Here is a 25,908-nt window from a genome sequence, read left to right on the forward strand (position 1 = left end):
TGGAATAACCTGACCTTTTTATTGATGAAACGCTTCTTCAACCTTATTTTCTCGGTGTTTGGCGTCTGCTATTTTTCTTGGGCCCAAACCACCCCAAAAGACAGTCTGCTAAGGTTGTTCAAAGACACCAAAGCTCCTGATTCTGTTCGGTTCGATTCTGGAACACGTTATATGGGGCAATTGTTGGGGAAAGATTTGGACAGCGCAAGAGGTACAGGTATCCAACTTCTTGATTTCGCCCAAAATGTCGACAATAAAAAATGGGAAGCTACTTCGTATCGCCTTATCGGAAATACCTACGCCATACAGGGCAATTTTGAAAAAGCCCAAGAATTCTTTTTCAACAGCCACGAAATTCTGCTTGAGCTTAACGATAAAGAAGGCCTGGCCGTCACCTTTAACAATATCGGTACCGTATTCTATGAATTGGGGAATTATGTGCAAGCGCAAGTAAACCTATTGGAGTCATTACGCCTTGCCGAAGAATTACAGGATGATGTGGCAGCCTCTAGGGCCTTGAATAATTTAGGGAATATTCATAGCGATTTGGAAAACAACGAAAAGGCCCTAGGTTATTATGGTAGAAGCTTGGAATTGAAAGAAAAGCTGGGTCATAGAAATCGTCTTCCAGCGGGTTATAACAATATTGGGTTGATTTACATTCAAATGAAAAAGCACGATCTGGCGATTGAAAACTTAACCAAAAGTGCTACCATAGCCAAAGAAATTGGTGACCTGCAATCGATGACAAGGGCGCAAAGTAATCTCGGCATCGAATACTCCAATAATGGGGAATTAGATAAAGCACTTGACTATTTCAATGAGAGTATTGGTATTAAACAAGATATCAATGATTTAGACGGATTGGCCTCAGCATACGTTTATAGAGGTCAAAATTATTTGGCCATGAAACGATTTGACCTTGCTAGGTCCGATTGTTTGGAAAGTCTTGAACTTTCGAATGCTTCGGGTGCCTTGAACACACAGAGTTTAGCCTGCGATTGTTTGGGAAATGCTTTGGAAGGTTTGGGAAACCATCGAGAAGCTCTTCAATATTTCCGACGTTTTGAGAGCCTAAAGGATTCCCTTTTTGATAAGGAGAAGACCCAGGAGATGACGCGTATTGAAATGAACTATCAGTTTGAAAAAAAACAGCTTGCAGATAGTATCGCGTTTCACAAACTGCAAACTGAACAAAAAGTAGCTTTTGAACGTGACCTGAACAAAGAACAAAACAAATTTTTCATCACTTTGATGATCAGTCTGGCGGCCTTGCTGTTCATGTTATTTTTATATTGGAAGTACACCCAGAATTTGAAGGTTAAAAATCTCGAAAACAAACTGCTGAATTCAGAAATCGAATACAAGAAAAAAGACCTGACCAATTTCGCCGTCAACATATCCAATAATCAAGAATGGGCCGAATCCCTTGCACAGCGATTGGAAATCTTAAAAGCTTCCACCGGGAGAAAGCGACTCAAGGAATTAGAAAATCTGGAAACCGATATTAAGAACAAGATTTGGGTCAATAAGAGCAGTGATGAGTTCTATAAAAAAATCGATGCCCTGAGCAGTTCGTTTTATGATCGGCTGACCAAAGAGTTTAAAGACCTTACCAAAACCGATATACGGTTATGCTCTTTAATCAAATTGAATTTGAATACCAAGCAGATAGCAGCGCTTCAGAATATCAACCCATCTTCAGTGAAAATGAGCAGAAATAGGCTCAGAAAAAAGCTAAATCTCTCCCCAGAAGACGATTTGAACGCATTTTTGCGCACTTTTTAATAAATATTTTAACTATTTGATTATCAATATGTTAAAATTTGAATATTTAATTTTGTAACCCATTTGTATACCCCCTAAAACAGCTTTGTAACCCATTTGTAACCATTCCATTTTCTTTTTGAGGGATACTTCATGACTAGGTTTGCCCCGAATTTAAAAATCTATCAGTCGTGAAAAAAATTCTAATGTTCTCGTATTCAATAGTTGCTTACTTCATTGGCTTTGCGTCAATACTCTATTGGATACTATCCGTAAGTAATCTTGTGCCCCAGATTTCCATCGACCAGGAAACCAAAATCCCGGTGCTCTGGGCCATTCTCAACAACCTTATGTTGATATCCCTATTTGGTGTGCAACACAGTGTGATGTCCAGACAATGGTTCAAGGATTTCTTTGCCTCCCACTTCCCCCGACCCATTGAACGCAGCACCTTTGTTTTAATGTCCGGTATTTTGCTGTTCAATTTGGTGATTAACTGGCAGCCCCTTGGCGGAACGATTTGGACCATACCTGCGGACACCATTTGGTATTACGGGATTTACATCCTATTCTTTTTAGGATGGATCATTTTATTCGTCAGCTCATTTTTGATCAACCATTTTGACCTGTTTGGGCTTCGTCAGACCTTCTTGGAACTTCAAAACAAACCATACACCCAGCTTGAGTTCAGGATTATTTCCTTCTACAAGCACGTACGTCACCCGCTTTACTTTGGAATGTTGCTCGGAATGTGGGCCACCCCGGTTATGTCGGTTACCCACTTGTTTTTGGCACTCGCAATTACGGCCTATGTTTTAGTGGGCACCACCTTGGAAGAAAGGGACTTGGTAAAAGCTTTCGGGCAAAAATACAAGCACTATCAAGCTAGCAAACCCATGCTTGTTCCCTTTACGAAAAGAAAAAGGGGCAAGAGTTTCGATACTGTATCTAAATCCCCCAGTAAAAGCTAGTTTTTGAAAAGAAGCATTTTCAAAAAATCCAATAAATAACAAATCATGAAAACTGCAACGAAATACAGAACACCTTTGTTCTTTGGCTTTTCTACCTGTGGGGTACCCAGCAGCATCAAAGAAAAGAGCATAGTAAACTTGAAGAGCTATTCCTCCAGGGAATGGTCCAATACAAAAACAACAATCTACAATCAGTAATTCAACAAAAAAATGAAAACAACAGCGATACATGCCGACCATTGGATCGATACAACCAAATCTTTGGCCCAAACCTTCCAAAAAGGCTCACAGGAAAATGATGAGAAAGGCCAATTTGTATTTGAAAATTATGAACTGCTTAAGACCTCAGAATATTTTTCTTTGCTTGTTCCTCAGGAATTGGGTGGGGCCGGGCTATCATTTTCAGAAGTCTGCAATATTATCCGGATCATTGGAAATGGGTGTGGTTCGACCGCGCTTGCTTTTTCCATGCATCAACATCTTGTGGCAGCCACGGTCTGGAAATACAAGCACAAAGGTCAGGGTGCGCCCTTGTTGACCAATGTAGCCGACAACCAATTGGTTTTGGTAAGCACCGGGGCTAGAGATTGGTTGGGTTCCAATGGGGTAATGACCAAAACGGAAGGAGGATACATTGTCAACGCAAAGAAGGCCTTTGCCAGTCAATCTGCAAACGGGAATATTTTGGTCACCTCGGCACCCTATCAAAATGAAAAGAAAGAATGGAAAGTATTGCATTTTGCGGTTCCGTTCTCCTCCGAAGGAGTATCTCTTTTGGATGACTGGAAAGTAATGGGCATGCGTGCCACGGGTTCACAGACCGTAGTTCTTGAAAATGTTTTTGTTCCTGACAGTGCCATTGCTTTGGAGCGCCCACAGGATGAGTTTCACCCGGTATGGAATGTTGTGATTACTGTGGCCATGCCCCTTATCATGTCAGCCTACATAGGAATCGCGGAAAGGGCTAGGGAAATTGCACTAAAAACTGCAAAAGCTATGAAAGAACAACAAAGTCATACTCCTTTTATTTTGGGAAAATTGAACAATAGTTGGTTGAGTGCCAAAACTCAATGGCAAGCGATGTATGAACGTACCAATGCGCTTGAATTTTCTCCTTCCAGAACAACAACCACTGAAATATTAGGTCTAAAAACCAACGTTAGCAAGGCTTGTATTGATGTTGTACAATATGCAATTGAGCTTGTCGGAGGAAGAAGTTTCTACCAAAAAAATGAACTGGAAAGATTGTTTAGGGATGTCCAAGCCAGTCAGTTTCATCCGCTCCCCAAATGGGACCAGTATGCATTTAGTGCTGAAACCTTGTTGAATGATTCCAAACTCGACAATTAATCACATAAAACGATAGGGGTTCGCGTCTAGGCCAAATCCAGCAAAATAAAAAGCCCATTGAAATAATGGGCTTTATTTTTTTAGGGAGTCAATGATAATTTTAGCTTGCTCCAACTCTTTGTTCAACCTTAAATTTTCTTCCTGATACTGCAATCGTACTTTTTCCAGACTGCGTTCAAAATCATCCATGGGAACATACTGAGGTTCTAGGAAGGTATCCTTTACTATTCCATAAACGGTGAAAAGAAAACTAATACCAATGGCCGAAATTAGCAGAATCAGAAGAGTTCTTTCTTTTTTTAGTGCCGGCGAGTTTTTTTCCAGATACTCCTTCTCATCTCTCGTAAGCTTACGACTTTCTGGGAGCTGACCTATGAATTTATCCCATTTTTCCTCTTCCTTCACGTGCATATCAAGAAAACCACCTCCATCCAGAAAATCTTGGGTAGAAGGTGTGGAAGCCAACATAAACATTTCCATCCCATTACCACTCATCACATCCAAAAGTTGCCTATCGTAGTCGCGAATTTCTCGAATGATCCTTTCAACAAAATCAAGGTTGTAGTTGGGTCTTAAGAACTCATCGTAAAGGGTTTGGATCTCAAAATAATCCCTCCGCTCCAAGGCGTATTCCAAAAAACGGTCCTTAAGCTCGGCTTTAAAAAACTCGCCCATTTTACGAATGCTGTAGTTTGGTTGATTGAAGTAACTCGTCCCTAAAAATACTGCAAATCCATGCTGATTTGGAACTTAATACGGCAAAAAAAACGAGAAAATGTGAGGTTTAATAGCTTCGTTACGTGAAAGGTAGAAATTAGATTCCTGGTGTTGACAGAATTTACTACGGCTAGACAATTTCCGCACTCAAGCCAGCTTCCAATAATTTGGAACACCTTGGCTTCAAATCGGAATACTCACCGGTCTTCACCGTACATTTTCCATTGTAATGTACGATTAGTGAGCATTGTTCGGCTTGCTCCGGGGTATGATCACAAACATGAATCAAGGTCTCAATAACATGATCAAAAGTATTCACCTCATCATTGAAAAGTATGATTTCATGAAGCTTCTGCTCTTTTTCCTCGACAAGGAGTTCTTCCGATATCTTTTCCTTAGTGCCCAAAACAAAGATTTGATGAACTAATATACTAATTTTCAGACACCAAAGTACGCCCCCGGTCTTAAGAACAAAAAAAAGTGCCTTTTAAAAGGCACTTTTATCAAGTAAGCAAATTCGATTTGATTTTAATATAAATATCTCAGGGCGGTGATGTCATTATTATTGAATTCACCATCCTCGCTTGTGCTGAAACATGCCAGCATTAAAGAAGTAGGGTCATAGCCTTCAGGGGTTCCCGGTATGGGGTTTGCCCCAATGCTCCCAACACCTTCATTAATGTTATCACCACAACTTTGTCGGCTAAACCAATCCGTGTGTCTAAAACCAACGGAATGGCCAATTTCATGAGTGATAACATGTTCATTTACATTGGTGCTGAAATTGTCCAGACCATAAATCTGGATAAACTTATTTGGGTTTCCATTGCTAGGAAAACCCGCCGAACCGCCGCTCCCTGATTGGTTGGGGTTATGGTACACCACCATGTCCTTATCTTGGTAATTTGTCCCAAAAGTGAGCGATAGGGTAATGGTGAGATTTAAGCGGTTGTAATTATTTACCGCCCATTGTAAGGCCGTTCGTTCTTTATTCGAAAGACCAAAACCTCCGCCGCCGGTGTAGCCTATTATGGTTAAGGTTCCAGGATTCACCAAATTGTTGGTATGATAGTTCTTGGAACTTTTTGCCACCTCTCGGAGCAATTCAATTTGATCCATGCTGAACGTAATATCATCCTCAATTTGAAAACGTTGTTCAACTGAACCATCAGGTAAGTAAAAATTTACCACCTTGACATCACCGACATTGAAATAGTTGTCCTTTAGGACATTGATGACATCCTCCGTAACTTCAAGGGTAATTTCGGGAGTCGCACTTTCCTCTACGGTTTGAGGTTCAATGAGGTCAGTATCTCCGCTATCCTTCTCGCATGCGGATAGCACTAAAAGCAAAGCCATGGGCATTGCCAAAAATTTCAATTTGTTCATGAATTAAATGATTTAGGGGTTATGAAATAAGAATTTACTTACTTTTTTAAGATACAATTAATTCTTTCTTTCCCTCCCCGTAGATCAAGAAATTCGATAAACAGCAGCCACCCAATTATTTTTTTCAATGTGCCTTTGGTACTTGAAACCAGAACGTTCACATTCCGTAGTAATAGATTCCAAATCCTCTTGATAGAATCCACTTAAAAACAGAAGGCCATGCGGATTCATGCAGCTCGCATAAACCGGAATGTCCTTCAGCAGGATGTTACGATTGATGTTAGCCAAAATAATATCAAAGTTTCTTCCAGCTAGTAACGAACTATCCCCTTGTTCAACCTTGATATCAGGACAATGGTTTCTCTCCACATTTTCCAAGGAATTCAAATAGCACCATTCCTCAATATCAATAGCGTCTACTGCACTAGCGCCTTTCATTTTAGCCAATATGGCTAATACCCCCGTTCCACAGCCCATGTCCAGAACCGTTTTGCGTTCGATATCGGTATCCAATATCAAACTCAACATCATGTATGTGGTTTCGTGATGTCCCGTTCCAAAACTCATTTTGGGCTCAATCACAATATCGAATTCAACGGCTTCAGCTTCATGAAAAGGAGCTCTAACGAAACACGACGACCCAACCTTGATAGGTTGAAAACTCTTTTCCCATTCGGCATTCCAATTTTGCTGGGCAATCTCTTTACAGACCCAACTTATTTCGAATTCAGGACTTTTTGTAATAAAAAGGTTATTTAGGACCGTATCATCCCAATCTGATTTTTGAATGTAAGCCTGAACCCCTGTTTCGGTTTCCACAAAGCTTTCGAACCCCAACTCTCCCAATTCAGCAATCAAAACCTCGGAAGCCGGCTGCAAAGGACTGACCTTAAAATCATACTCGATATAAATCGAACCCATGGTTTAATCTTAGATGGCCTTGATGATGGCCACGAAATCATCGGCTTTTAGCGAAGCACCTCCAATGAGCCCCCCATCCACATCGGGTTTGGAAAAAATCTCCGCAGCATTGCCCGGTTTTACACTACCTCCATATAAAATGGATACCCCATTGGCAATGGATGTGTTATAGGCCTCTGCGATGGTCTTTCTAATGAAGGCATGCATTTCTTGGGCTTGTTCGGGTGATGCGGTTTCCCCTGTACCAATCGCCCAAACCGGTTCATATGCCAATACGATTTGGTTCCACGCTTTCTCGTCCAAATCAAAAAGTGCGTTTTTTAGCTGACTTTCCACTACAGAAAAATGATTGCCCGATTTTCGTTCGTCCAGCTCCTCGCCAAAGCAAAAAATAGTGGTCATTCCTTTTTCAATGGCGGTATTGACCTTTTTTGCGAGTAGGGAGTCATCTTCCCCAAAAAGGGAACGTCTTTCAGAGTGGCCCAAAATCACAATATCAATACCAAGATTCAGTAGCATATCGGCAGATATCTCACCGGTATAAGCCCCATTTTCAGCAAAATGCATGTTTTGGGCTGCAACTTTTATTGTTGAAGATTGAAGTGCATTCTTTGCAGAACCCAAGTTTACAAAAGTTGGAGCCACAATAACATCGGCATGGGAGTCCGGTAATTTGGCTGAAAGTTCGGAAAGTAAATCCTCCGTTTCATCCTGTGTTTTGTTCATCTTCCAGTTTCCTGCTACTATTTGGGTTCTCATAATTGATGGGTTTGTGTTCGTTTAAAATTCCAGTTCGTCTAAATCGTTGTAATGTACTTTTTGTTGTATAGTGCCCTTCTCCAAAACCAAAACAGCCGGGTTCGACCGAACTATGGTCTTTAAGGTGGTTTCGTCGGTAAAGTAAAAATCAAAACCAAGATTGTATTTCTGAACAATCCCTTGTTTTAGGTCTTCGCTGGAAGCGGACATTCCTATGACTTTATATCCCTTGGCGGAAGCTACGTTGGCAGTGGCTGCCAGCGCTTCGAAAAAGTCATAATTGCTTTTTGCCAAATCATAGGCAATTACCATCACTAGCTTTTCTTCTTCTAAGATTTCCGAACTAAGGTCAACTCCGTTTTGTTCAATGGTAAAATCGTGGATTGGTGGTTCGTATCCTTCTTGGATTTCCGTGGTTTCCACATCAACAAACTCTCCGTCCACAGTCGGATATTCCCCATTGGTGACTACTACTTTATCGGAACCATCTACCTTAAAGCGCCAGGCATATTCATAAATGGGTTTGGGTGCATCATCCGGTACGATCATCCCATCGGGAATGTTTGCGCCAATTTTATAAGGTCTGAAATCCACGGAAGGCAAGTGGTTTAAAACATGGTTGGCAAATAAGCCGCAAGCTATGATAGAAACACCGGCAAGAATCCAATTTATTTTTGAGGAGAACAAAGGTTTGATATACGATTTACCCACAAACAATATCAGTATCAGGGCCAGCAATATCACATCCTTGGTAAACGATTCCCATGGGGTTAATTTAATGGCATCCCCAAAACAGCCACAATCGGTTACCTTGTTGAAGTAAGCAGAATAAAAAGTCAAAAAGGTGAAAAACACAATCATAAGCAGCAGACTCCAAACCGTAAACTTCGGCCTAAATCCAATGAGCAGAAATATTCCCAAAACCACCTCAACAATGACGACAATAATCGAAATGGTCAGGGTAAAAGGCATCAAAAAAGGAAGGTCCAATACCCCTTGACTGAAATATTCTTCCAATTTGAATGAGAAACCAACTGGATCGTTGAGTTTTATAAGTCCACTGATAATGAACAGAACCCCAACGATTATCCGCGAAATCAGCACCAAATATCTCATTACTCCTCTTTTAAATGAATCAATGCAAAAACGGCATAATTGATAATGTCCTGATAATTGGCATCGATGCCTTCGCTTACCAGTGTTTTGCCCTTATTATCCTCAATTTGTTTCACCCGAAGTAGCTTTTGCAATATCAAATCGGTTAAGGAACTCACACGCAAATCGCGCCATGCCTCACCATAGTCGTGATTTTTGTTTTCCATAAGGTCTTTTGTAGCTTCCACTTCCTTATCGTAAAGAGAAATGGCATCATCGGCATTTAAGTCGGGCTGTTCGGCCACCCCTTTTTCAAGTTGAATCAATGCCATTATGGAATAATTGATAATCCCAATAAATTCGGGAACCACGCCCTCATCCACTTTCCGCACTTCCTTTTCCTGAAGACTTCGTATGCGTTGTGCTTTAATGAAAATCTGATCGGTCAATGAAGGAAGTCGTAATATTCGCCAAGCGGTACCATAATCTTTTGTTTTCTTGATGAAAAGTTCCCGGCAGGTATCGATTACAGCGTCAAACTGTTGGGAGGTCTCCGACATGTGTTCGTACTATTTTGTGTAAATTTCGTCCAAAATTTGGGTGCTTCCCAGCACTCGCCAAAGATAATCAAACCCAATAAAGCTACTGCGGTCAATGACAATAAACTGTAAAGGTTCCCTAATTGATTTAAGTTCTCCCAAAGTTATGGGTATCCTTAATTTAACCCCCGACTCTTTTTACGATGGCGGAAAACATAAGGATGCAAAGGCGGTTTTAGACCAAGTAGAGCTCATGCTCAACAATGGGGCCACTTTTATTGACATGGGAGCTTACAGCTCTAGGCCTGGTGCGGAACATGTTTCTGAGGATGAGGAAATGCAACGCTTGTTTCCAGTCATGGAGCTGATTTTAAAACATTTTCCATCCACATTGATTTCCATTGATACCTTCAGGGCAAACATCGCTGCCCAAAGTATTGAAATTGGAGCGGCCCTTATCAACGATATTTCCGCAGGAAATTTGGATGCAAAAATGTTTGACGTAGTGGCCCAATATCAGGTTCCCTACATTATGATGCATTTAAAGGGAACCCCCCAATCCATGCAAAAGCAAGCGGTTTATGACGATTTGATGAAAGACCTTTTGCTATATTTCTCAAAAAAACTCCATATCGCCCGAGATAAAAAAATCAACGATATCATTATTGACCCCGGTTTTGGATTTGCTAAAACAACCGAACAGAATTACCAGTTGTTGAATCACCTAAACATGTTTCAAACCTTAAGGAAACCCATTTTGATTGGGTTGAGCAGAAAATCCATGATCTATAAGATCTTAAAATCTTCTCCCAAAGAAGCTTTGAATGGAACCACTGCCCTACATTCGATTGCCTTGTTGAAAGGGGTCAATATATTAAGGGTGCACGACGTTAAAGAGGCGTTCGAATGTGTCCAATTGATTGAAAAATTAAAGGCTAACACATAGCCCTTTTGGGTTCCTCTATTTTTGTTAATTTTACAAAAACGCCGCGGTTGGATTTCCTGAATTTTCTTGAGTTTAAAATCACCGATGTCATTGACATTGTTCTGGTCGCCGCCCTCCTCTACTACATTTACAAATTGGTCAAAGGCACTGTGGCCATCAATATTTTCATAGGTATCGTTATTGTTTGGGCCCTATGGAAGCTTACAGAGCTGTTACAAATGAAGATGATCAGTAGCATGGTGGGTGGATTCATGAACATTGGACTGATTGCTCTTATTATCGTTTTCCAACAGGAAATCAGGAAGTTTTTGCTGATGATTGGCTCCACCAACTTCGCTACGAAACGAAATTTTATCCGTCATTTCAAGTTTTTGAAACAAGAGGCACTCCCAACCATGACCGATGTGAACGCCATTGTTGGTGCCTGTGAAAAAATGGGTGCGACAAAAACAGGTGCTTTGATCGTTATTGAACGCACCAACTCCCTCGATTTTATCAAGTCCACGGGCGATCAAATGAACATCCAGATAACACAGCCCATCTTAGAAAGCATATTTTTCAAAAACAGCCCCTTACACGATGGGGCAATCATTATTCAAGACAATTACATCACAGCAACCCGGGTTATTTTACCTGTATCCAATGACAGAAACATTCCGCTGCGCTTTGGTCTTAGGCATCGTGCGGCAGTGGGTATTACCGAAAAAACAGACGCTATTTGTTTGGTGGTGAGCGAGGAGACCGGGCTTATCTCATATATAAAAAGTGGGGAATTTGTCTCATATAAAGGCCTTCCTGAACTCATCAATTTGATAACAAAAGATTTGGAATAGATGGTTTGCAAAAATTGCGATTCCAGTTTACGGTCCGATTTTAGTTATTGTCCCAATTGCGGAGCAAAAGTCATTCGCAATCGACTGACCATAAAGAACATTTGGCAAGATTTAAGCTTTCAAGTGTTCAATTTGGACAATACCTTGTTAAAGACATTCAGGCATTTGTTCACAAGCCCTGAAAAGGTGGTTGAAAGTTTTGTTTCAGGGACCCGAAAAAAATACATGAACCCCATTAGTTACTTCGCCATTGCAATAACACTCTCCGGATTGCTATTTTTTGTGCTCCGCAGAATCTACGAAGTAAATCTCACCGGGAACAGTTTAACGAATGCCAATACACCCAACCTTGATTTTATTTTCGATTACCAAGGCTTGCTCTCGTATTTGATTATGCCCATATACGCCCTACTGACCTGGCTTTTGTTCCTAGATAAAAACAAACTGAATTATACTGAGCATTTGGTGGCTAATTCCTATACAACTGCACAAGCTTCATTTGTGCAAGTTATGATATGTTTGCCCCTATTTGGCTTGTTTAAGATTCCCTATGATATTTTCAACTGGCTGTTTCTCGTATTGATTGTGATTTATCAATTTATTGTTTTCGGAAGGATACATGGAACGAGCATCATGAATACATTCCTAAGAGGCTTGGCCTATCTTTTTTTGATGGTCTTTGTTATGTTAGGAATAGGGGTCCTAATCATAAGTTTAATGTTATTGGTGGGTAAGGTCAACATACAAGACTTTGCACCAAAGCCTTAAGCAATTTGCTGTTCTGCCAAAAATTGGGCTTCGTAAAGGTCGCTGTAGTACCCTCCTTTTTTAAGCAATTCTTTGTGAGTGCCCATTTCAACAATTTTACCGGCATCCATCACAATAATCTTATCGGCCTTTTTCACGGTGGCCAAACGATGCGCAATAATAATTGAGGTTCTACCTTCTGTTATTTTTTCAGTTGCCCCTTGAATCAATTGCTCTGAGTAGGTATCCACAGAAGAGGTGGCTTCGTCCAAAATTAGGATACTTGGGTTGCTTACATAAGCTCTTAAGAAAGATATAAGCTGACGTTGCCCGCTTGAAAGCATGGTTCCCCGTTCCTTTACATTGTATTGATACCCCTGGGGCAAACTCGAAATGAAGTCGTGTACCCCAATTTGTTTGGCAGCCTCTTCAATGGTCGACTGCGAAATGGAATCATCCTTGAGGGAAATATTATTGGCAATGGTATCCGCGAAAAGGAACACATCTTGAAGTACAACCGCGATGTGCGAGCGAAGTGATTGAAGCGTATAGTCCTTGATATTAATACCATCGACCAAAATAGCACCAGAGTTGATCTCGTAAAAACGATTCAGCAGATTGATTATGGTTGATTTTCCAGCTCCTGTAGCACCTACTATAGCAATAGTTTCACCCGCTTCCACTTTAAACGAAATACCGTGTAACACCTCTTCATCTTCCAAGTAACCAAATCGCACATTGTCAAACTCAATGTTACCCTTCACCTCTGGTTTTTCAAGTTTTCCAAGGTTAGGGATATTACTCTCCGTATCCAAAATTTTAAATACGCGATTGGCAGCCACCATTCCCATTTGTAGGGTATTGAACTTATCTGCAATTTGACGTAGCGGGCGAAAGAGCAAATCCATCAAGAAAAAGAAAGCGAAAATGGAACCTGTATCATTCAGGTTTACATTATTGATGTTTTGAACAACACCAAAATACACCACCAAACCTATCCCTACCGAGTAAGAAATCTCCGCAATGGGGAAAAAGATGGAATTGTACCAGACCGTTTTCAGCCAGGCGTTTTGATGTTTTTCATTGATGGTCCTGAATTTTTCCCTTTCAATTTCCTCACGGTTAAATAGCTGAACGATTTTCATTCCTGCAATTCGTTCCTGTACAAAAGAATTAAGGTTGGCCACTTGGGCCCTTACTTCAATAAAAGCTACTTTCATGGCCTGTTGAAAAAGCCGGGTGGCAATCAGAATTATAGGTAAGATGGCAAAAACAATAAGCGCCAACTTCCAATTAATGATAATCATTATAGCTGCAGCAGAAAGCATTTTCAGCAAGTCGGCCACGATAACGAAAAACCCTTGGCTAAAGATTTCACCGATTCGTTGCATATCCTGCACCGCCCGGGTCACCAAGACACCAATGGAGGAATTATCAAAATAGGTCATTTTGAATCCCATCATCCTTTTGAAGAGGCGTACCCTAATATCCTTTATCACAGATTCCCCCAATAAATTGGCGAAGTAATTAAATAAGAGTTGCGTGATAACCTGACCAAGGAGTACCCCTAATAGGGAAAGCACCAAATACAGCAACAAATCAGCATCTTTTTGGGAAAGCGCACCATTGATGACATCACGCACCAGAACCGGGGTCAAAATTGCAAATCCAGCAGACAATATAGCTGCCAAAGCTACGACCCAAAAGATGGTCTTATACGGTTTGGTATGCGCAAAAACCCTTTTGAAAAGTCCGATGTCAAATGCTTTTCCTATTTCGTCATTCTTGCTCATCAAAAATGCTATTTGGATATAAAATGTGAGTCAAATATAGTCCTTTTGCAGGTACGGAAACCCCAGCTTCAGACCTACTTTTACTCTCAATAATCTTATTAATTCCTACTGGCTCCTGCTTCCCCAATCCCACTTCAAGCAATGTGCCAACGACAGCCCGTACCATGTTTCTCAAAAAACGGTCAGCAGTTATAGCAAATACCCATTTGTTTTCTTCTTTTGTCCATACTGCCTTTCGTACATCACAGATAAAGGTCTTGACGTCCGTGTTGGACTTTGAGAAACACTCAAAGTCTTCGTGTTCCAATAAAAGAGCCGCAGCTTCATTCATTTTAGAAATCTGCAAAGGCTGCCAAACGTGGTGTGCAAAATCAGTGAAAAAAGGGTCTTTTTGTTGAACAATCCAATATTCGTAGGTTCGTTCACTGGCATCAAAACGTGCGTGGGCGTCATTAGAAGTGCGAACTATATCTTGGATGGCAATATCGTCAGGTAAAAAGGAATTCAAGCGTTGCACCAATTCCTTCGAATCGATAGCACCATCAAAATCGAAATGGGCATACATTTCACGAGCATGCACGCCTGCATCCGTTCGTCCGGCACCCACTATTTCCACCGGTGCTCTTAAAAGCGTGGACATGGCGTTTTCCAAAATTTCCTGAACGGATATGGCATTGGGCTGTCTTTGCCAACCATGATACGCTTTGCCGAAATAGGAAAACCTGATAAAATATCTCAATGGAATCCTTTACTTTTAGGCGTTAAAGATACTTGAATCCCCAACAATCGTGATTCACGGATTCTTTTTTAGCATATTTTTAGCGTATGACCAAAATCTTGTTGCTGTCGGATACTCATGGCCATATGGATGAATCCATCCTTAAATACGCTTCGCAAGCTGATGAGATTTGGCACGCCGGTGACATTGGCACGTTATCGGTTACCGATAGCTTGAAAAAGATAAAGCCCGTACGCGGAGTTTATGGTAATGTGGATGACCACCGGATTCAACAGGAGTTTCCAGAACATAACCGTTTTTTGTGTGAGAACGTTGATGTATGGATCACACATATTGGAGGTTACCCAGGTAAATATAATGTTAGGGTTCGGGATGAAATCAAACAAAATCCGCCAAAACTTTTTATTTGTGGTCACTCCCATATTTTAAAAGTGCAGCACGATAAAAAATTGGGGGTATTGCATATGAATCCAGGGGCATGTGGAAAGTATGGGTTCCATCATGTACGCACCATGCTTCGGTTTGTTATTGATAAGGATAAGATTACGGATTTGGAGGTCATTGAACTTGGAAAAAGATAGAGGGATGAAGTTTTGGGTCATTTTTATTGTGGTTGCCTTCTTCGGATGTCATACTTCTTCAAAAAAACATGGTCAGGACACACAAAATCAACCAAAGTCTACCGTAAGCCTATACATTTTGGGAACAGTCCAAGATGGGGGAAGTCCGCACATAGGCTGTAAAAAAGAGTGTTGCTCCCAATTATTTGAAAACCCAGACCCAGACCGAAAGGTGGTGAGTTTGGGTGTAGTGGACCATGAAACTAAAAAGACCTATTTGTTCGAAGCATCCCCTGATATTACTTCTCAACTCAAAGAACTCAAAAAACGTGCTGGAACTTCAGAAGAAACACCAAATGGCATCCTCCTCACTCATGCCCATATAGGGCATTATTCGGGGTTGATGTATTTGGGCAGAGAAGCTTTGGGCGCTCAAAAGGTTCCTGTTTATGCAATGCCCAAAATGGAAAACTTTCTTCGGAACAATGGTCCATGGAATCAATTGGTTGATTTGGGCAACATCCAAATGATATCCCTCGTCAACGAATCGGAATTGAAACTTTCGAAAAACTTCAGCATCGTTCCCTTTACCGTTCCACATCGCGATGAATATTCAGAAACGGTGGGCTACAAATTAATGGGACCCAACCAATCCACCCTCTTCATTCCCGATATCGATAAATGGTCTAAATGGGAGAAGCAGATTGTCAAAGAAATTGAAAGCGTTGACCTAGCCTTTTTGGATGCTACTTTTTTCAGCGGAGAAGAAATTGATAACCGAGATATTTCTGAAATACCACATCCCTTTGTGATTGAGAGCATTGAGCTTTTTAAAAACCTTCCGGAAACGGAAAAGGCGAAAATCCATTTTATTCACTTCAACCATACGAATCCCCTTCTAAATCCGAAAAGTGATGCACACTCCAATGTAATTCAAAAAGGTTTTGGTGTTGCATCCCTTGGACAGCAATTTGAGCTTTAATTTTTTTAGGCTTTTCGTAAGACACCAGCTCACTTTTCGTCTAAAGCCTCAAACAACAAAACAACAACATGAAAACAAAAGGCCTTAAGATTCTTGCTTTGACAAGTATTCTATTTTTTGCTTCCTGTGTACAGAAGTCAAAACAGGCAGACACACAAACCGAAACAGTGGTTGAAGAAGTGGACCCTGCCCCCATTTATGATACCTCAGAACCCAAAACTATTTTAAAAGCTGTTGCGCATGCCCATGGTGGTTGGGGCGATTTATGGAACAAACGCGATGTACAATATACCTATGATTACCGTCAAGCTGATGGAAAAGCAGATATATCCACGGAACGCTACATCTTTAGCAACGAAGCTTCATTGGGAAAATACACGCAGCATGACATCAATGTTATGCCGGGTGAAGAAGGTGAGGTCATTCAGTGTTTTGACGGTAAGGAGACGGTAGTTATGATCAATGGTAACAAAACAGAGGACGCCCAACTCCTTGGTTTAGGGGATTTTTTGCGAAAAGCCAATTACTTTTGGTTCACCATGCCTTATAAGCTTACGAACGAGGGCACTATTGTTACCTATCAAGGTCAAGAGGAGTATAATGGAACAACCTATGATAAGGTTCACGTAACCTATGACCCAGAGGTCACGGGCAAAGAACAGAACGATATTTATATCCTTTATGTGAATCCCACTACCAAAATGATTGATCGCTTTTATTTTTCCCTACCGTTTTTAGGAGTAAACGAGCCGGTTATCATAGCGAATTATGAGTATACCAACGTGGATGGGCAAACTGTGGCGACCCGAAGAACCTATTTTTTACCCAGTGAAGAGGGATATTCTGAAGAACCGAACCTTGTTCAAACCCTAACGGATGTTAATTTCAATAATGGATTTACGGTGGATAACATGATGGAAGGATTATAAACTGGAAGATCTTCATCGTAAAATAAAAACCCCGGCCAATGGCCGGGGTTTTTCGCACTAATACTACTAAGATGTTAGGTTTATCGCAAACGATCAACAGATTTTACAAGATCTTCATCCTTTTTGATAGCCCTGTTGGCCAGGACCAGAAAAACGATAGAAAATACAGGAATCAGCATCCCAATACCCTTCTCAGAAATTTCACTTTCTCCGGATAAGTTTAGCGATCGGTAAACGAAAAATCCTAGTAAAAAAAGATTCAATATCATATTCAATCTGTTCAACACAAATTGATTCTGTCTGTTTTTGTACATAAAAATGGTAATCAAGGCCAAAGCCGCCGAAGCATAAAACATTAGGCTGATCCATAAAACATTGCTAGCGAATATTTCTGTCCCACTTGCATCTTTCCATAAACTGAGCAAAAAGGGAGATAAACCCGTCATCAATGCGACGACTACCAAAAAGAACGTTTGAATTCGTTGAATCATTGTACCAAAAGAATTCGGAAGGCAAAAATAAGTGTCTTTTTGGGAAAAAGCCCCAGAATGTTGAAAAATAATTTGTATACTTGTGCCGTTATTAGAGTGACACTTACCCAGGAAGTCTTTCCTACCGTAATACCCCAATAACTTTTACTTCAATCGGTTTTATCAAGTAAGTTTAATTTATTCATCATTTAATGTTTGAGATTTCAGATCTAAAGGCTAAAAAGCTTCCAGAGTTGCAGGAAATTGCCAAAGGACTCAAGGTTCCTAAATTTAAATCCTTGAAAAAATTGGATTTGGTCTACCAAATCTTGGATGTGCAAGCATCCAACCCCGTTGCCGTTTCCAAAAGCGCACCTCAACCTGAGCAAAATGCAGCTCCCAAACCTAGGAGAGCCCGCGTAGCCAAAAACCAAAAAAATACATCGGAAGCCACTACCGAAACAAAAGTGGCCACGCCTGCCCCTGCCCCTGAGGTAAAGGAAGAATCCAAAAAGGAAGAACCTAAAAAAGAGCCTCAACCACAACAGCCTAAGCGAGATCATAAGTCAAACGGACAACACAAAGGTCAAAGTAAGCGAGGTGGCCAACATCAACGGGGAGGACACCAAGACAAGAAAAGCAGCAACTTTGATAAAGATTTAAAGAATCGTTATAAAGAGCCTGAATTTGAGTTCGATAGCATTATTGAAAGTGAAGGTGTTCTCGATATTATGCAGGACGGATATGGCTTTTTGCGTTCTTCCGATTATAACTATCTGTCCTCACCAGACGATATTTATGTTTCCCAATCCCAGATTAGACTCTTTGGGTTAAAGACTGGAGATACAGTTTTAGGAAACATTAGACCTCCCAAGGAAGGAGAAAAGTATTTTCCGCTTATTAAAGTGAACAAAATCAACGGCTTGGACCCTCAAGTGGTCCGGGATAGGGTTTCGTTTGAACACCTTACCCCTCTTTTTCCAAAAGAGAAGTTCAGGTTAGCGGAACGACAAAGTACCTTATCCACCAGGATTATCGATTTGTTTTCCCCTATAGGTAAAGGACAACGTGGTATGATCGTTTCCCAACCGAAAACAGGTAAAACAATGCTTCTTAAGGATATCGCCAATGCCATTGCGGCCAATCATCCTGAGGTTTATCAAATTATTTTATTGATTGATGAGCGTCCTGAGGAGGTTACCGATATGCAACGAAATGTTCGAGGTGAAGTGGTGGCATCTACATTCGACAAAGAAGCAACCGAACATGTGCGGGTAGCGAATATTGTCATTGAAAAAGCAAAGCGTCTAGTGGAATGCGGACACGATGTGGTCATCCTTTTGGATTCCATTACGCGTTTGGCAAGAGCCTACAATACAGTGCAACCTGCTTCCGGAAAAGTATTGAGTGGTGGTGTTGATGCCAATGCCCTACACAAACCGAAGCGTTTCTTCGGTGCGGCCCGGAACATTGAAAATGGTGGTTCTTTGTCCATCATAGCCACAGCATTGACTGAGACCGGCTCCAAAATGGACGAGGTAATCTTTGAAGAATTTAAGGGTACTGGAAATATGGAACTTCAGTTGGATAGAAGAATTTCCAACCGAAGAATATTCCCTGCCATTGATTTAATTTCTTCCTCCACACGTAGAGATGATCTGTTGTTGGATGAAAACACCATACAACGCATGTGGATCATGCGTAAGTATTTGGCCGATATGAATCCTGTAGAGGCCATGGAGTTTATGGAACAACGCATTAAGCAAACTAGAAATAATGAGGAATTTTTGTTGACCATGAACGAGTAGTCAGCAAATCCCCATTTTACAATATGATTTAACCCTTTGGCGATCCCAAAGGGTTTTTTGTACTTCTTTTTAGAGAAAAACATATCTTTAGTACGGTTTCCCTATACTCTAAATACTTAAAAGACTTACAAACATGAAGAACACTTACAAAAGCATTGCTCTTTTTTTGGGCTGTACCTTAGTGCTATTGGCCTCTTGCCAGCAAAAACCAAAACAAGAAAAAACCGATGACCCACCGCAACAAGAAGAAAGGGAGGTCGTAAAGCCCCCAAAAAGTATAATCTCTCTGGAAGAATCCAAGGAACTATACGATAACTACACAAGAAACCGTGTAGAGAGCATCAAGGCCTTTGAGTTGGAAATGAACGACGATGAAAACTTTAAGGTAGCGCGTTGGTCTACTTACGACTTTGACGAAGTGAAACAATATATCGCTTTTGTAGAGCAAGAAGCGAAAAAAGCAAAGGTAGATGTTACCACCTTAAGATTTTATTTCGCCAACTATCCAAACAAAGAAAAATTTCCAGATGGTAAAAAAGTAGTACATCCTCGTCAAAACTCGATTTTCATTGTTCCTACCATTAACGTAGATGGCCAAAATTTTGGTTTTTATATCGGAGCTGATGGTGAGGCAAAACTCATTAAGGACAAGACACAGGTATACCAAAAGGGTTTGGGTGAAAATAACCCAAAGACACAAAAGGCCTATGCAAGTTTTGCTCCCAGTTTAGCCCCGCAAGGAGGAGATCAAAGTCTAACCATGAACCGAGGAAGCAGTGGACCTCCGCCCCCCGGTGATTTCTAAGAAAGATGGCCCAAGAATTCTTTGAATTTTTAAAGGAACATTATTTTATTCCTTTTTATTTCGTCACATGGGTAATTGCTGTTTTCAGCTACCGAAAATATTTTGACACCGTGTTAAAATATTTACCGGTTCTCATTGCCTATACCTTTTTTACGGAACTCTTGGGCTATTTTATTAAGTATCATGAAAACTTTCAGTTTTTCTCTGATGAGAGATATAATTGGCACAATGTCATTATTTATAACATCTATCAAGTAGTGGTATTTAGTTTTTTCTACTGGGTCTATTGGAAGACAGTAGTTACGGCCAAGCACAAAACCTGGATAAAATACGGAGCCATTATCACATTTGTAGCTTATTTGGTCAGCCTGTTTTTCCAAGATCCCTTCCATACCAATCTGTACTATGCAGATTTGGTGGGGTCTTTGGTCCTTTTGTTTGCCATCTATATTTATGCTAAAGAAAAAAGAGCGGACAAAAGCGCCTACCCACTAAGACAAAATCTTCTGTTCTGGATAAGCTTGGGACTAGCTATTTTTTATCTCTTCTTCCCATTTATCTTCCTCATCGGGTACTTGAAATATGAAATTTGGGCCCAGTACAATTTACAAACCATCCTAGTTATATTGATTGTTTTGATGTATGCGCTCTTTAGTATCGGCTTCATACTTGGAAAGCGTCGCGCGTTCCGTTAACTGTGACCCCAACATCACTTTTTAGCACTTTTACAACTTCCTTGAACCGTTCGTCGATAGGTTATAAGATTTTGTAAGTTTTTTCGTTCTTTTTTCCAAGAAAAGATGGATATTCTGTTTGTCGAACCATTTATACCGTTCGCCGACAGTAGCTTGCCAGCAAAGGTAAATGATGAATTTATTGCACAGTTCAAGCCTATTTTTATCCATCGCTGAATATAGATATTTGAAAAATTGAATTATGAAAACGTCCCAAATTGTTTCATTATTTCTAGGAATTTGCACTATTTTTTGCCTAGAATCCTGTGTAAAAGATAGTCTTGAAGAGCCTATCGAGACAGCAACCGAAACGGAAAATGAATCAGAAGAGCCCGCCCCAGTCGGAGAGCTACTCATCACAGATTTAAAAATACCTGATGGTTTTGAGTTTAAAACAGAAAAGCCATTGCAATTGGTAATCAATGATAACACTACAGGAGTTAAATATGACGTCTATGCCTACAGAGCATCTACGGCTCAAGGTCAATTTACCTATATCAGTGAGGAAGATGAAGAAATAACTGATACGGATGTAATTGTTGACAATCTCAACCATTTACTGTTCAGTGGTGTTCCTTCTGGAGGAAGAATAGAACACAGCTTTGTAGTTCCAAGCTATTTTGAAAAGCTTTATATCCGCCGAAAGGAAGGATTTGCTTATTCTTCATCTATCGTTGACATTGTTGGCAACGAGGTGACCTATACCCATGTGCCTTCCAGCGGCAAGGGTGCCTCCTCATCCAAAAGTGCGATAGAGGATTATCTCTACTGTGTAAATGGCAGTGGGGAACTATTCCAGGTAGATCCTTTGAACGGAGATTATACCTTTATTTCTACGATGCCGATGGGTAGTTATACGGCTGCCATTGACCAACAAAACAAAGTTTTGTATTCCATAGGACGTTCCAAGCCGAACCCCCTGATGAAATATGATATGATAAATGACGCCTGGACCACTGTGGCCAACTTGGGAATTGGAGGGCCACGATTGGATTATAATACTCAAGATGGTTTGCTTTACTTTTCCACAGGAGATAAATTGTATACCATAGATCCATTGAACGGTACAATTTTGTCCCAATGGGTTATCAATGGATTGGATAAAAAACAAGGTGGGGATTTGGCCTTTGCCGAAGATGGCACGCTATTCCTCTGTTCGTTTTCAGGCCTCTATCGCTTGACCCTGAACAATGAAGGAGATTATGACTCTACACGAATTAGTGGGGAAGACCTACCATTCTCGCCTACATCAATGACCTTCGATTCCAATAACGAATTGTGGTTGGCCAATAACGGGAGTAATAGTAACCTAATCGTAATGGATACCCAAACAGGAGGATGGGAATATAGATATGGGCCCAACTCCAATTCAGGTGTCTCTTTTGGAAGAACCATCAACGACCTGACAACCTTTAGGATTATTGACGAAACAGCGGTTGACCCCGATACCGACGGCGATGGAATCACGGATAGCAACGACGATTTCCCGGAAGATGCTGATAAGGCCTTTGAACAATTTACACCTAGCAAGTATGGTTGGGGAACACTTGCCTTTGAAGACCTTTGGCCATTTTTGGGGGACTATGATTTTAATGATACTACCATAAATTATCGTTTTGTTGCCATACTCAATTCCGATAATATGGCCGTACAGCTCGATATACATTTCGAGGTAACTTCGGATGGAGCCGGTTTTGCCAATGCCTTTGGTATTGAATTCGAAAGTATTGCCCCGAGCCTAGTTGAATCAGTTACAGGCACGGTCCTCACAGAAGGGTTCATCAACGTTGCTGCTAATGGCACCGAACAAGGACAATCGAGAGCTGTGGTGATATTATTTGATAATAATGAAGCTATGTTGAACATTCCGTCCAAAGTCTCGGTGAAGTTTACCACCCCAATTACCACTAACCAGTTGGGACTTGCACCCTTCAACCCATTTTTAATTGTTGATGAGGACAGAGGAAAGGAAATTCACCTTCCTAACCGGTTTCGAACTAGTTTGGGCATAAATGATACCGAGGTAGAAGGTGTCAATCAAGATGAAGATGGCAATTACCAAACTGGAACCGGGCTTCCCTGGGCCATAAACATTATCCACAATTTTAAGCCCCCAAAAGAAAATGTACCGGTAAACCAGGCCTACAATTTCTTCAATGAGTGGGCAGCATCAGGAGGGGCAGCATATCAAGATTGGTACAAGGACTCGGTTGGATATCGAAATGAATCTGAATTGCAATAATAAGAAAGAAGGGCTCCTATTTGGGGCCTTTTTCCTTTAGTTTTAAAATGAATTGCAAAACCAGTCACTCATGGTCTCGCATAACTGAACTCCTATGTTGAAAGTAAAATGCCAACCATAGGAATGACTCTCCGCTCGCCACGCTTTTAACAGCTTTTGCAACTTCGGATTGCCGTTTATCGATAAAACTGAGTTTTTTGTAGGTTTTTTCGTTCATTTAAGGGATTTACTGGTCATGATAAAGCTTAGAATTTTTTCAACAACCCTTGTTTTAGCAGCTGCCTTCTTACTTCAAGGATGTCTGCAGGAAAAATACAATGATTACCTCGAATCGCTAAGTAGGGATTCAACTAACCTGGATAAACCAGCCTTGATCGATTTAAAATTTCCAGCCGACTTTAATTTTGTAACCGAAACCATAGTATCAGTTAATATCACAGACAATTCCCCAAACGTTGTTTACGAAGCCTATGCCTATAGCGATGAGCTAATCAACAGTTTAGACAGTATTATCGGTCCTTTGCCAAATAAACTTTTTGAAAAACAACCCCTTAATGGGTCTATATTGGAAAGTGTGAACCTATCCACGTTCATTGAAGACATATTTCTTGTAAGAAAATCAAATGAGTCTGTTAATGAAGTCATCGTTCCCATAATACAAAATTCCGCTTCTTACTCCTATAACGGAAATTCGGGAAAAAGAGCTCCTTCAAAAGCGAATTCACAAAAACAATCCAATACAGATTGCGCCAACATTTATGGTCAAAGGTTTTATGCAGATGTATCCAGTGTTTCTATTGGAAACACGGGTGATGTAAACACTATTTCCAACATACAATTTCCCAAGCAGGGAGTTACAGCCATTGTTATGGCAACCCCAGTGAATGGTGCTGAATTTAAAAATCGTTTTTCCATTGCCGGTGGTGGTTTTTCTACTCCCATTTTCACTTTTAATGGTTTCAACTTTTGGATACGCTCAAAAATTGACACCAATAATGATCCAGATGGCTATGTGGAGTTTGAAATGACATTTGATACCCCTGTACAAAACTTATTGATGCACTTTAGAAGTGTGGATGCCTCCATGTATCAATTTGTAGGCGACCAACACACCGAAACCCTACTATCGGGGGGCAGTGAGTTTGTTTATGATGATACTGAAAGAATATTAAGGGACACAGATCCCAGGTCAAAGGCGAGGTATTACCGGGACGGTTATGGAACTCTTTTGATTTCGGCAGCATCAGGAACTTTCAATCGTATCGTTTGGCGAAGAGTTGATGATCCCAACACCAATGGGCAGAACGACACCAATTGGTTTACATTTTCTGAGGTAGAAATTTGTAATGATGAAGATAGGGATGGTGTTGAGGATTCGGTCGATGAATACCCCAATGATGCAACTAGGGCTTATGCTATAACATACCCCTCAAGTTCTACGAAGGCATCATTGATATTTGAAGACCTCTGGCCCTTTAAGGGTGACTGGGATTTCAACGATACTGCCCTAGATTATTCAATTACTAGAATTTTCAATGCACGCAACGAAATGGTTGGTATTGATTTTGATTATGTAGTGACTTCCGATGGTGCAGGCTTCGTGAACAGCTTTGCTTTTGAAATAGAGGGTTTGAGTCCAAACAATGTGGGGTCAATATCAGGGCAAATTCTTGACAGGGATGTCTTCAGTTTGGCAGGAAACGGAACAGAACTGGGACAACAACACGCCGTTATTCCCTTATTTGATGATCATTCAATCCTGGTCAACCAAGAAAACAAGGTCAGTGTTTTGTTCGTAAATCCCCTAGTCGCCACTTCCTTGGATTATGCCCCGTACAATCCATTTTTGGTAGCCAATGGGGAGCGGGACAAAGAAATTCATTTGGCGAATTACAAGTCTACCACCTTGGGAAATTCCCAACCTGAAGTTACTGGCAACAACTCTGATGTGGATGGTGATTACACAACGGAAAATGGTTTGCCTTGGGCTATCAACGTGATTGAATCCTTTCCTTTATTACTTGAAAAAGAACCCTTGAACGAAGGTTACCTCTTTTTTGAAGAATGGGGAGTATCTGGAGGAAAAAGCAAAAAGGACTGGTACAAAGATATTCCCGGTTACAGAAATGTTACAAAGCTACGAAGCAACTAAAGTTCGGCAACTCTTGCCTTTATATTACAGGCCGATTTAATAGCATAAAAAAACGCCCCAAAAGTGGGGCGTTTTTAATAATATTTCAAATCACAAATTACATTGCGGCTACCTTTCCCATCAATTGGCTTTTTAAATTGGCTGCTTTGTTCTTGTGAATGATATTTCTTTTGGCCAACTTATCAATCATGCCAACAACGGTTGGCAACAAAGCTTCCGCTGACTTCTTATCCTCTTCATTACGCAATTTCTTAATCGCATTACGTACCGTTTTGTGCTGATATCGGTTACGCAATCGAACAGCTTCGTTTCTTCTAATTCTTTTTAATGCTGACTTGTGATTCGCCATCTTTTCTTTTTATTTTTTGTAGCCCGTAGGGGAATCGAACCCCTGTTACCAGGATGAAAACCTGGCGTCCTAACCCCTAGACGAACGGGCCATAATTTAAGTCGGAAGCAATAAACTTTATACCGTGCAATAGTTACTCCCAACATTTTATATGAACATTGCACTTTCGTAGCCCGTAGGGGAATCGAACCCCTGTTACCAGGATGAAAACCTGGCGTCCTAACCCCTAGACGAACGGGCCCTAAGGTTACATAATTGCGGATGCAAAAATACAACTATTTTTAAGTATTGCAACAGTTAGCAGGAATTTT

Annotated in this window: 26 protein-coding genes and 2 tRNA genes; 15 read left to right on the forward strand and 13 right to left on the reverse strand. The window is 40.8% G+C overall.

Features of this window, described 5'->3' with window-relative positions; genetic code table 11:
• The first annotated feature begins 24 nt into the window (after window positions 1-24).
• From EW142_RS06750 to EW142_RS06760, 4 genes are all read left to right on the forward strand, one after another.
• Window positions 25-1,788, forward strand: a complete 1,764-nt coding sequence (locus EW142_RS06750; protein WP_165395229.1) for a tetratricopeptide repeat protein — start codon at window positions 25-27, stop codon at window positions 1,786-1,788.
• A 170-nt stretch (window positions 1,789-1,958) separates the two neighbouring features.
• Window positions 1,959-2,738, forward strand: coding sequence for a methyltransferase family protein (locus tag EW142_RS06755; protein ID WP_130611492.1), 780 nt, complete (start codon window positions 1,959-1,961; stop codon window positions 2,736-2,738).
• Between the two features lie 45 nt (window positions 2,739-2,783).
• Window positions 2,784-2,936 carry a hypothetical protein gene (locus EW142_RS16680; RefSeq protein ID WP_165395230.1) on the forward strand — a complete coding sequence of 51 codons (153 nt, stop codon included), beginning with the start codon at window positions 2,784-2,786 and terminating at the stop codon, window positions 2,934-2,936.
• Window positions 2,937-2,948: 12 nt separating this feature from the next.
• Complete coding sequence (locus EW142_RS06760) at window positions 2,949-4,088, forward strand: acyl-CoA dehydrogenase family protein (RefSeq protein ID WP_130611494.1); 1,140 nt, start codon at window positions 2,949-2,951, stop codon at window positions 4,086-4,088.
• Between the two features lie 72 nt (window positions 4,089-4,160).
• On the opposite strand, the gene EW142_RS06765 is transcribed toward EW142_RS06760, so the two are convergent.
• The 7 genes from EW142_RS06765 to EW142_RS06795 all read right to left on the reverse strand — a co-directional run bounded on the left by EW142_RS06765 (window position 4,161) and on the right by EW142_RS06795 (window position 9,529).
• Entirely contained in the window at window positions 4,161-4,763 is a 603-nt protein-coding gene (locus EW142_RS06765) for a hypothetical protein (protein WP_130611497.1), read from the reverse strand.
• 172 nt (window positions 4,764-4,935) lie between these two features.
• Window positions 4,936-5,211 carry an ATP-dependent Clp protease adaptor ClpS gene (locus EW142_RS06770; RefSeq protein ID WP_130611500.1) on the reverse strand — a complete coding sequence of 92 codons (276 nt, stop codon included), beginning with the start codon at window positions 5,209-5,211 and terminating at the stop codon, window positions 4,936-4,938.
• Between the two features lie 122 nt (window positions 5,212-5,333).
• Window positions 5,334-6,194 (reverse strand): M57 family metalloprotease, encoded by an 861-nt coding sequence (locus tag EW142_RS06775; RefSeq protein ID WP_130611503.1) that lies wholly within the window; start codon window positions 6,192-6,194, stop codon window positions 5,334-5,336.
• Window positions 6,195-6,278: 84 nt separating this feature from the next.
• Window positions 6,279-7,115 carry a 50S ribosomal protein L11 methyltransferase gene (prmA, locus tag EW142_RS06780; RefSeq protein ID WP_130611506.1) on the reverse strand — a complete coding sequence of 279 codons (837 nt, stop codon included), beginning with the start codon at window positions 7,113-7,115 and terminating at the stop codon, window positions 6,279-6,281.
• 9 nt (window positions 7,116-7,124) lie between these two features.
• Window positions 7,125-7,874: a triose-phosphate isomerase gene (tpiA, locus tag EW142_RS06785; protein ID WP_130611509.1), complete on the reverse strand. Its 750-nt coding sequence runs from the start codon at window positions 7,872-7,874 to the stop codon at window positions 7,125-7,127.
• Window positions 7,875-7,895: 21 nt separating this feature from the next.
• Window positions 7,896-8,990, reverse strand: a complete 1,095-nt coding sequence (locus tag EW142_RS06790) for a BT_3928 family protein (RefSeq protein WP_130611512.1) — start codon at window positions 8,988-8,990, stop codon at window positions 7,896-7,898.
• The gene (locus EW142_RS06795) at window positions 8,990-9,529 is read right to left on the reverse strand and encodes a DUF1599 domain-containing protein (RefSeq protein WP_130611515.1); all 540 of its coding nucleotides are present in this window, start codon (window positions 9,527-9,529) and stop codon (window positions 8,990-8,992) included. Before EW142_RS06795 ends, EW142_RS06790 begins: the two co-directional genes overlap by 1 nt.
• A 94-nt stretch (window positions 9,530-9,623) precedes the next feature.
• On the opposite strand from EW142_RS06795, the gene folP reads away from it, so the two are divergent.
• Genes folP through EW142_RS06810 form a run of 3 tightly spaced genes read left to right on the forward strand, consistent with a single transcriptional unit; the run spans window position 9,624 to window position 12,055 of the window.
• Complete coding sequence (gene folP, locus EW142_RS06800) at window positions 9,624-10,454, forward strand: dihydropteroate synthase (RefSeq protein WP_130611518.1); 831 nt, start codon at window positions 9,624-9,626, stop codon at window positions 10,452-10,454.
• Window positions 10,455-10,501: 47 nt separating this feature from the next.
• On the forward strand, window positions 10,502-11,287 hold the full coding sequence (cdaA, locus tag EW142_RS06805) for a diadenylate cyclase CdaA (RefSeq protein WP_130611521.1): 786 nt from the start codon (window positions 10,502-10,504) through the stop codon (window positions 11,285-11,287).
• Window positions 11,288-12,055, forward strand: coding sequence for a DUF3667 domain-containing protein (locus EW142_RS06810; protein ID WP_130611524.1), 768 nt, complete (start codon window positions 11,288-11,290; stop codon window positions 12,053-12,055). It begins immediately after the preceding gene.
• Here the strand turns inward: EW142_RS06810 and EW142_RS06815 are convergent.
• Together EW142_RS06815 and truA are read right to left on the reverse strand one after the other, a co-directional pair.
• Complete coding sequence (locus tag EW142_RS06815; protein WP_130611527.1) at window positions 12,052-13,827, reverse strand: ABC transporter ATP-binding protein; 1,776 nt, start codon at window positions 13,825-13,827, stop codon at window positions 12,052-12,054. The two genes, EW142_RS06810 and EW142_RS06815, sit on opposite strands and share 4 nt — an antisense overlap.
• Window positions 13,814-14,566 (reverse strand): tRNA pseudouridine(38-40) synthase TruA, encoded by a 753-nt coding sequence (gene truA / locus EW142_RS06820; protein ID WP_130611530.1) that lies wholly within the window; start codon window positions 14,564-14,566, stop codon window positions 13,814-13,816. The genes EW142_RS06815 and truA overlap by 14 nt, the downstream gene beginning before the upstream one ends.
• A gap of 86 nt (window positions 14,567-14,652) precedes the next feature.
• Here truA and EW142_RS06825 point away from each other — a divergent pair, with 86 nt between their 5' ends.
• The 3 genes from EW142_RS06825 (at window position 14,653) to EW142_RS06835 (ending at window position 17,037) form a co-directional block, all read left to right on the forward strand.
• Window positions 14,653-15,147 carry a metallophosphoesterase family protein gene (locus tag EW142_RS06825; RefSeq protein ID WP_130611533.1) on the forward strand — a complete coding sequence of 165 codons (495 nt, stop codon included), beginning with the start codon at window positions 14,653-14,655 and terminating at the stop codon, window positions 15,145-15,147.
• Between the two features lie 4 nt (window positions 15,148-15,151).
• Window positions 15,152-16,108, forward strand: a complete 957-nt coding sequence (locus EW142_RS06830) for an MBL fold metallo-hydrolase (RefSeq protein WP_130611536.1) — start codon at window positions 15,152-15,154, stop codon at window positions 16,106-16,108.
• A gap of 68 nt (window positions 16,109-16,176) precedes the next feature.
• On the forward strand, window positions 16,177-17,037 hold the full coding sequence (locus EW142_RS06835; RefSeq protein ID WP_130611539.1) for a DUF6503 family protein: 861 nt from the start codon (window positions 16,177-16,179) through the stop codon (window positions 17,035-17,037).
• 80 nt (window positions 17,038-17,117) lie between these two features.
• Here the strand turns inward: EW142_RS06835 and EW142_RS06840 are convergent, their stop codons facing one another.
• Window positions 17,118-17,528 (reverse strand): DUF4293 domain-containing protein, encoded by a 411-nt coding sequence (locus tag EW142_RS06840; RefSeq protein ID WP_130611541.1) that lies wholly within the window; start codon window positions 17,526-17,528, stop codon window positions 17,118-17,120.
• A 191-nt stretch (window positions 17,529-17,719) separates the two neighbouring features.
• On the opposite strand from EW142_RS06840, the gene rho reads away from it, so the two are divergent.
• The 5 genes from rho to EW142_RS06865 all read left to right on the forward strand — a co-directional run bounded on the left by rho (window position 17,720) and on the right by EW142_RS06865 (window position 25,248).
• Window positions 17,720-19,315, forward strand: a complete 1,596-nt coding sequence (gene rho, locus EW142_RS06845; RefSeq protein WP_130611544.1) for a transcription termination factor Rho — start codon at window positions 17,720-17,722, stop codon at window positions 19,313-19,315.
• A 133-nt stretch (window positions 19,316-19,448) separates the two neighbouring features.
• Window positions 19,449-20,120, forward strand: coding sequence for a hypothetical protein (locus EW142_RS06850; protein WP_130611547.1), 672 nt, complete (start codon window positions 19,449-19,451; stop codon window positions 20,118-20,120).
• Window positions 20,121-20,125: 5 nt separating this feature from the next.
• Entirely contained in the window at window positions 20,126-20,815 is a 690-nt protein-coding gene (locus EW142_RS06855) for a hypothetical protein (RefSeq protein WP_130611550.1), read from the forward strand.
• A gap of 241 nt (window positions 20,816-21,056) precedes the next feature.
• On the forward strand, window positions 21,057-23,096 hold the full coding sequence (locus tag EW142_RS06860) for an LruC domain-containing protein (RefSeq protein WP_130611553.1): 2,040 nt from the start codon (window positions 21,057-21,059) through the stop codon (window positions 23,094-23,096).
• A gap of 235 nt (window positions 23,097-23,331) precedes the next feature.
• Window positions 23,332-25,248 carry an LruC domain-containing protein gene (locus EW142_RS06865; RefSeq protein WP_130611556.1) on the forward strand — a complete coding sequence of 639 codons (1,917 nt, stop codon included), beginning with the start codon at window positions 23,332-23,334 and terminating at the stop codon, window positions 25,246-25,248.
• Between the two features lie 97 nt (window positions 25,249-25,345).
• Here the strand turns inward: EW142_RS06865 and rpsT are convergent, their stop codons facing one another.
• From rpsT to EW142_RS06880, 3 genes are all read right to left on the reverse strand, one after another.
• Window positions 25,346-25,597 (reverse strand): 30S ribosomal protein S20, encoded by a 252-nt coding sequence (rpsT, locus tag EW142_RS06870; RefSeq protein ID WP_130611559.1) that lies wholly within the window; start codon window positions 25,595-25,597, stop codon window positions 25,346-25,348.
• Between the two features lie 19 nt (window positions 25,598-25,616).
• Window positions 25,617-25,688, reverse strand: a tRNA-Glu gene (locus EW142_RS06875).
• A 78-nt stretch (window positions 25,689-25,766) separates the two neighbouring features.
• Window positions 25,767-25,838: transfer RNA gene (locus EW142_RS06880), tRNA-Glu, on the reverse strand.
• Window positions 25,839-25,908 lie beyond the last annotated feature (70 nt).

This window comes from Flagellimonas allohymeniacidonis (assembly GCF_004296335.1).
Classification (GTDB): domain Bacteria; phylum Bacteroidota; class Bacteroidia; order Flavobacteriales; family Flavobacteriaceae; genus Flagellimonas; species Flagellimonas allohymeniacidonis.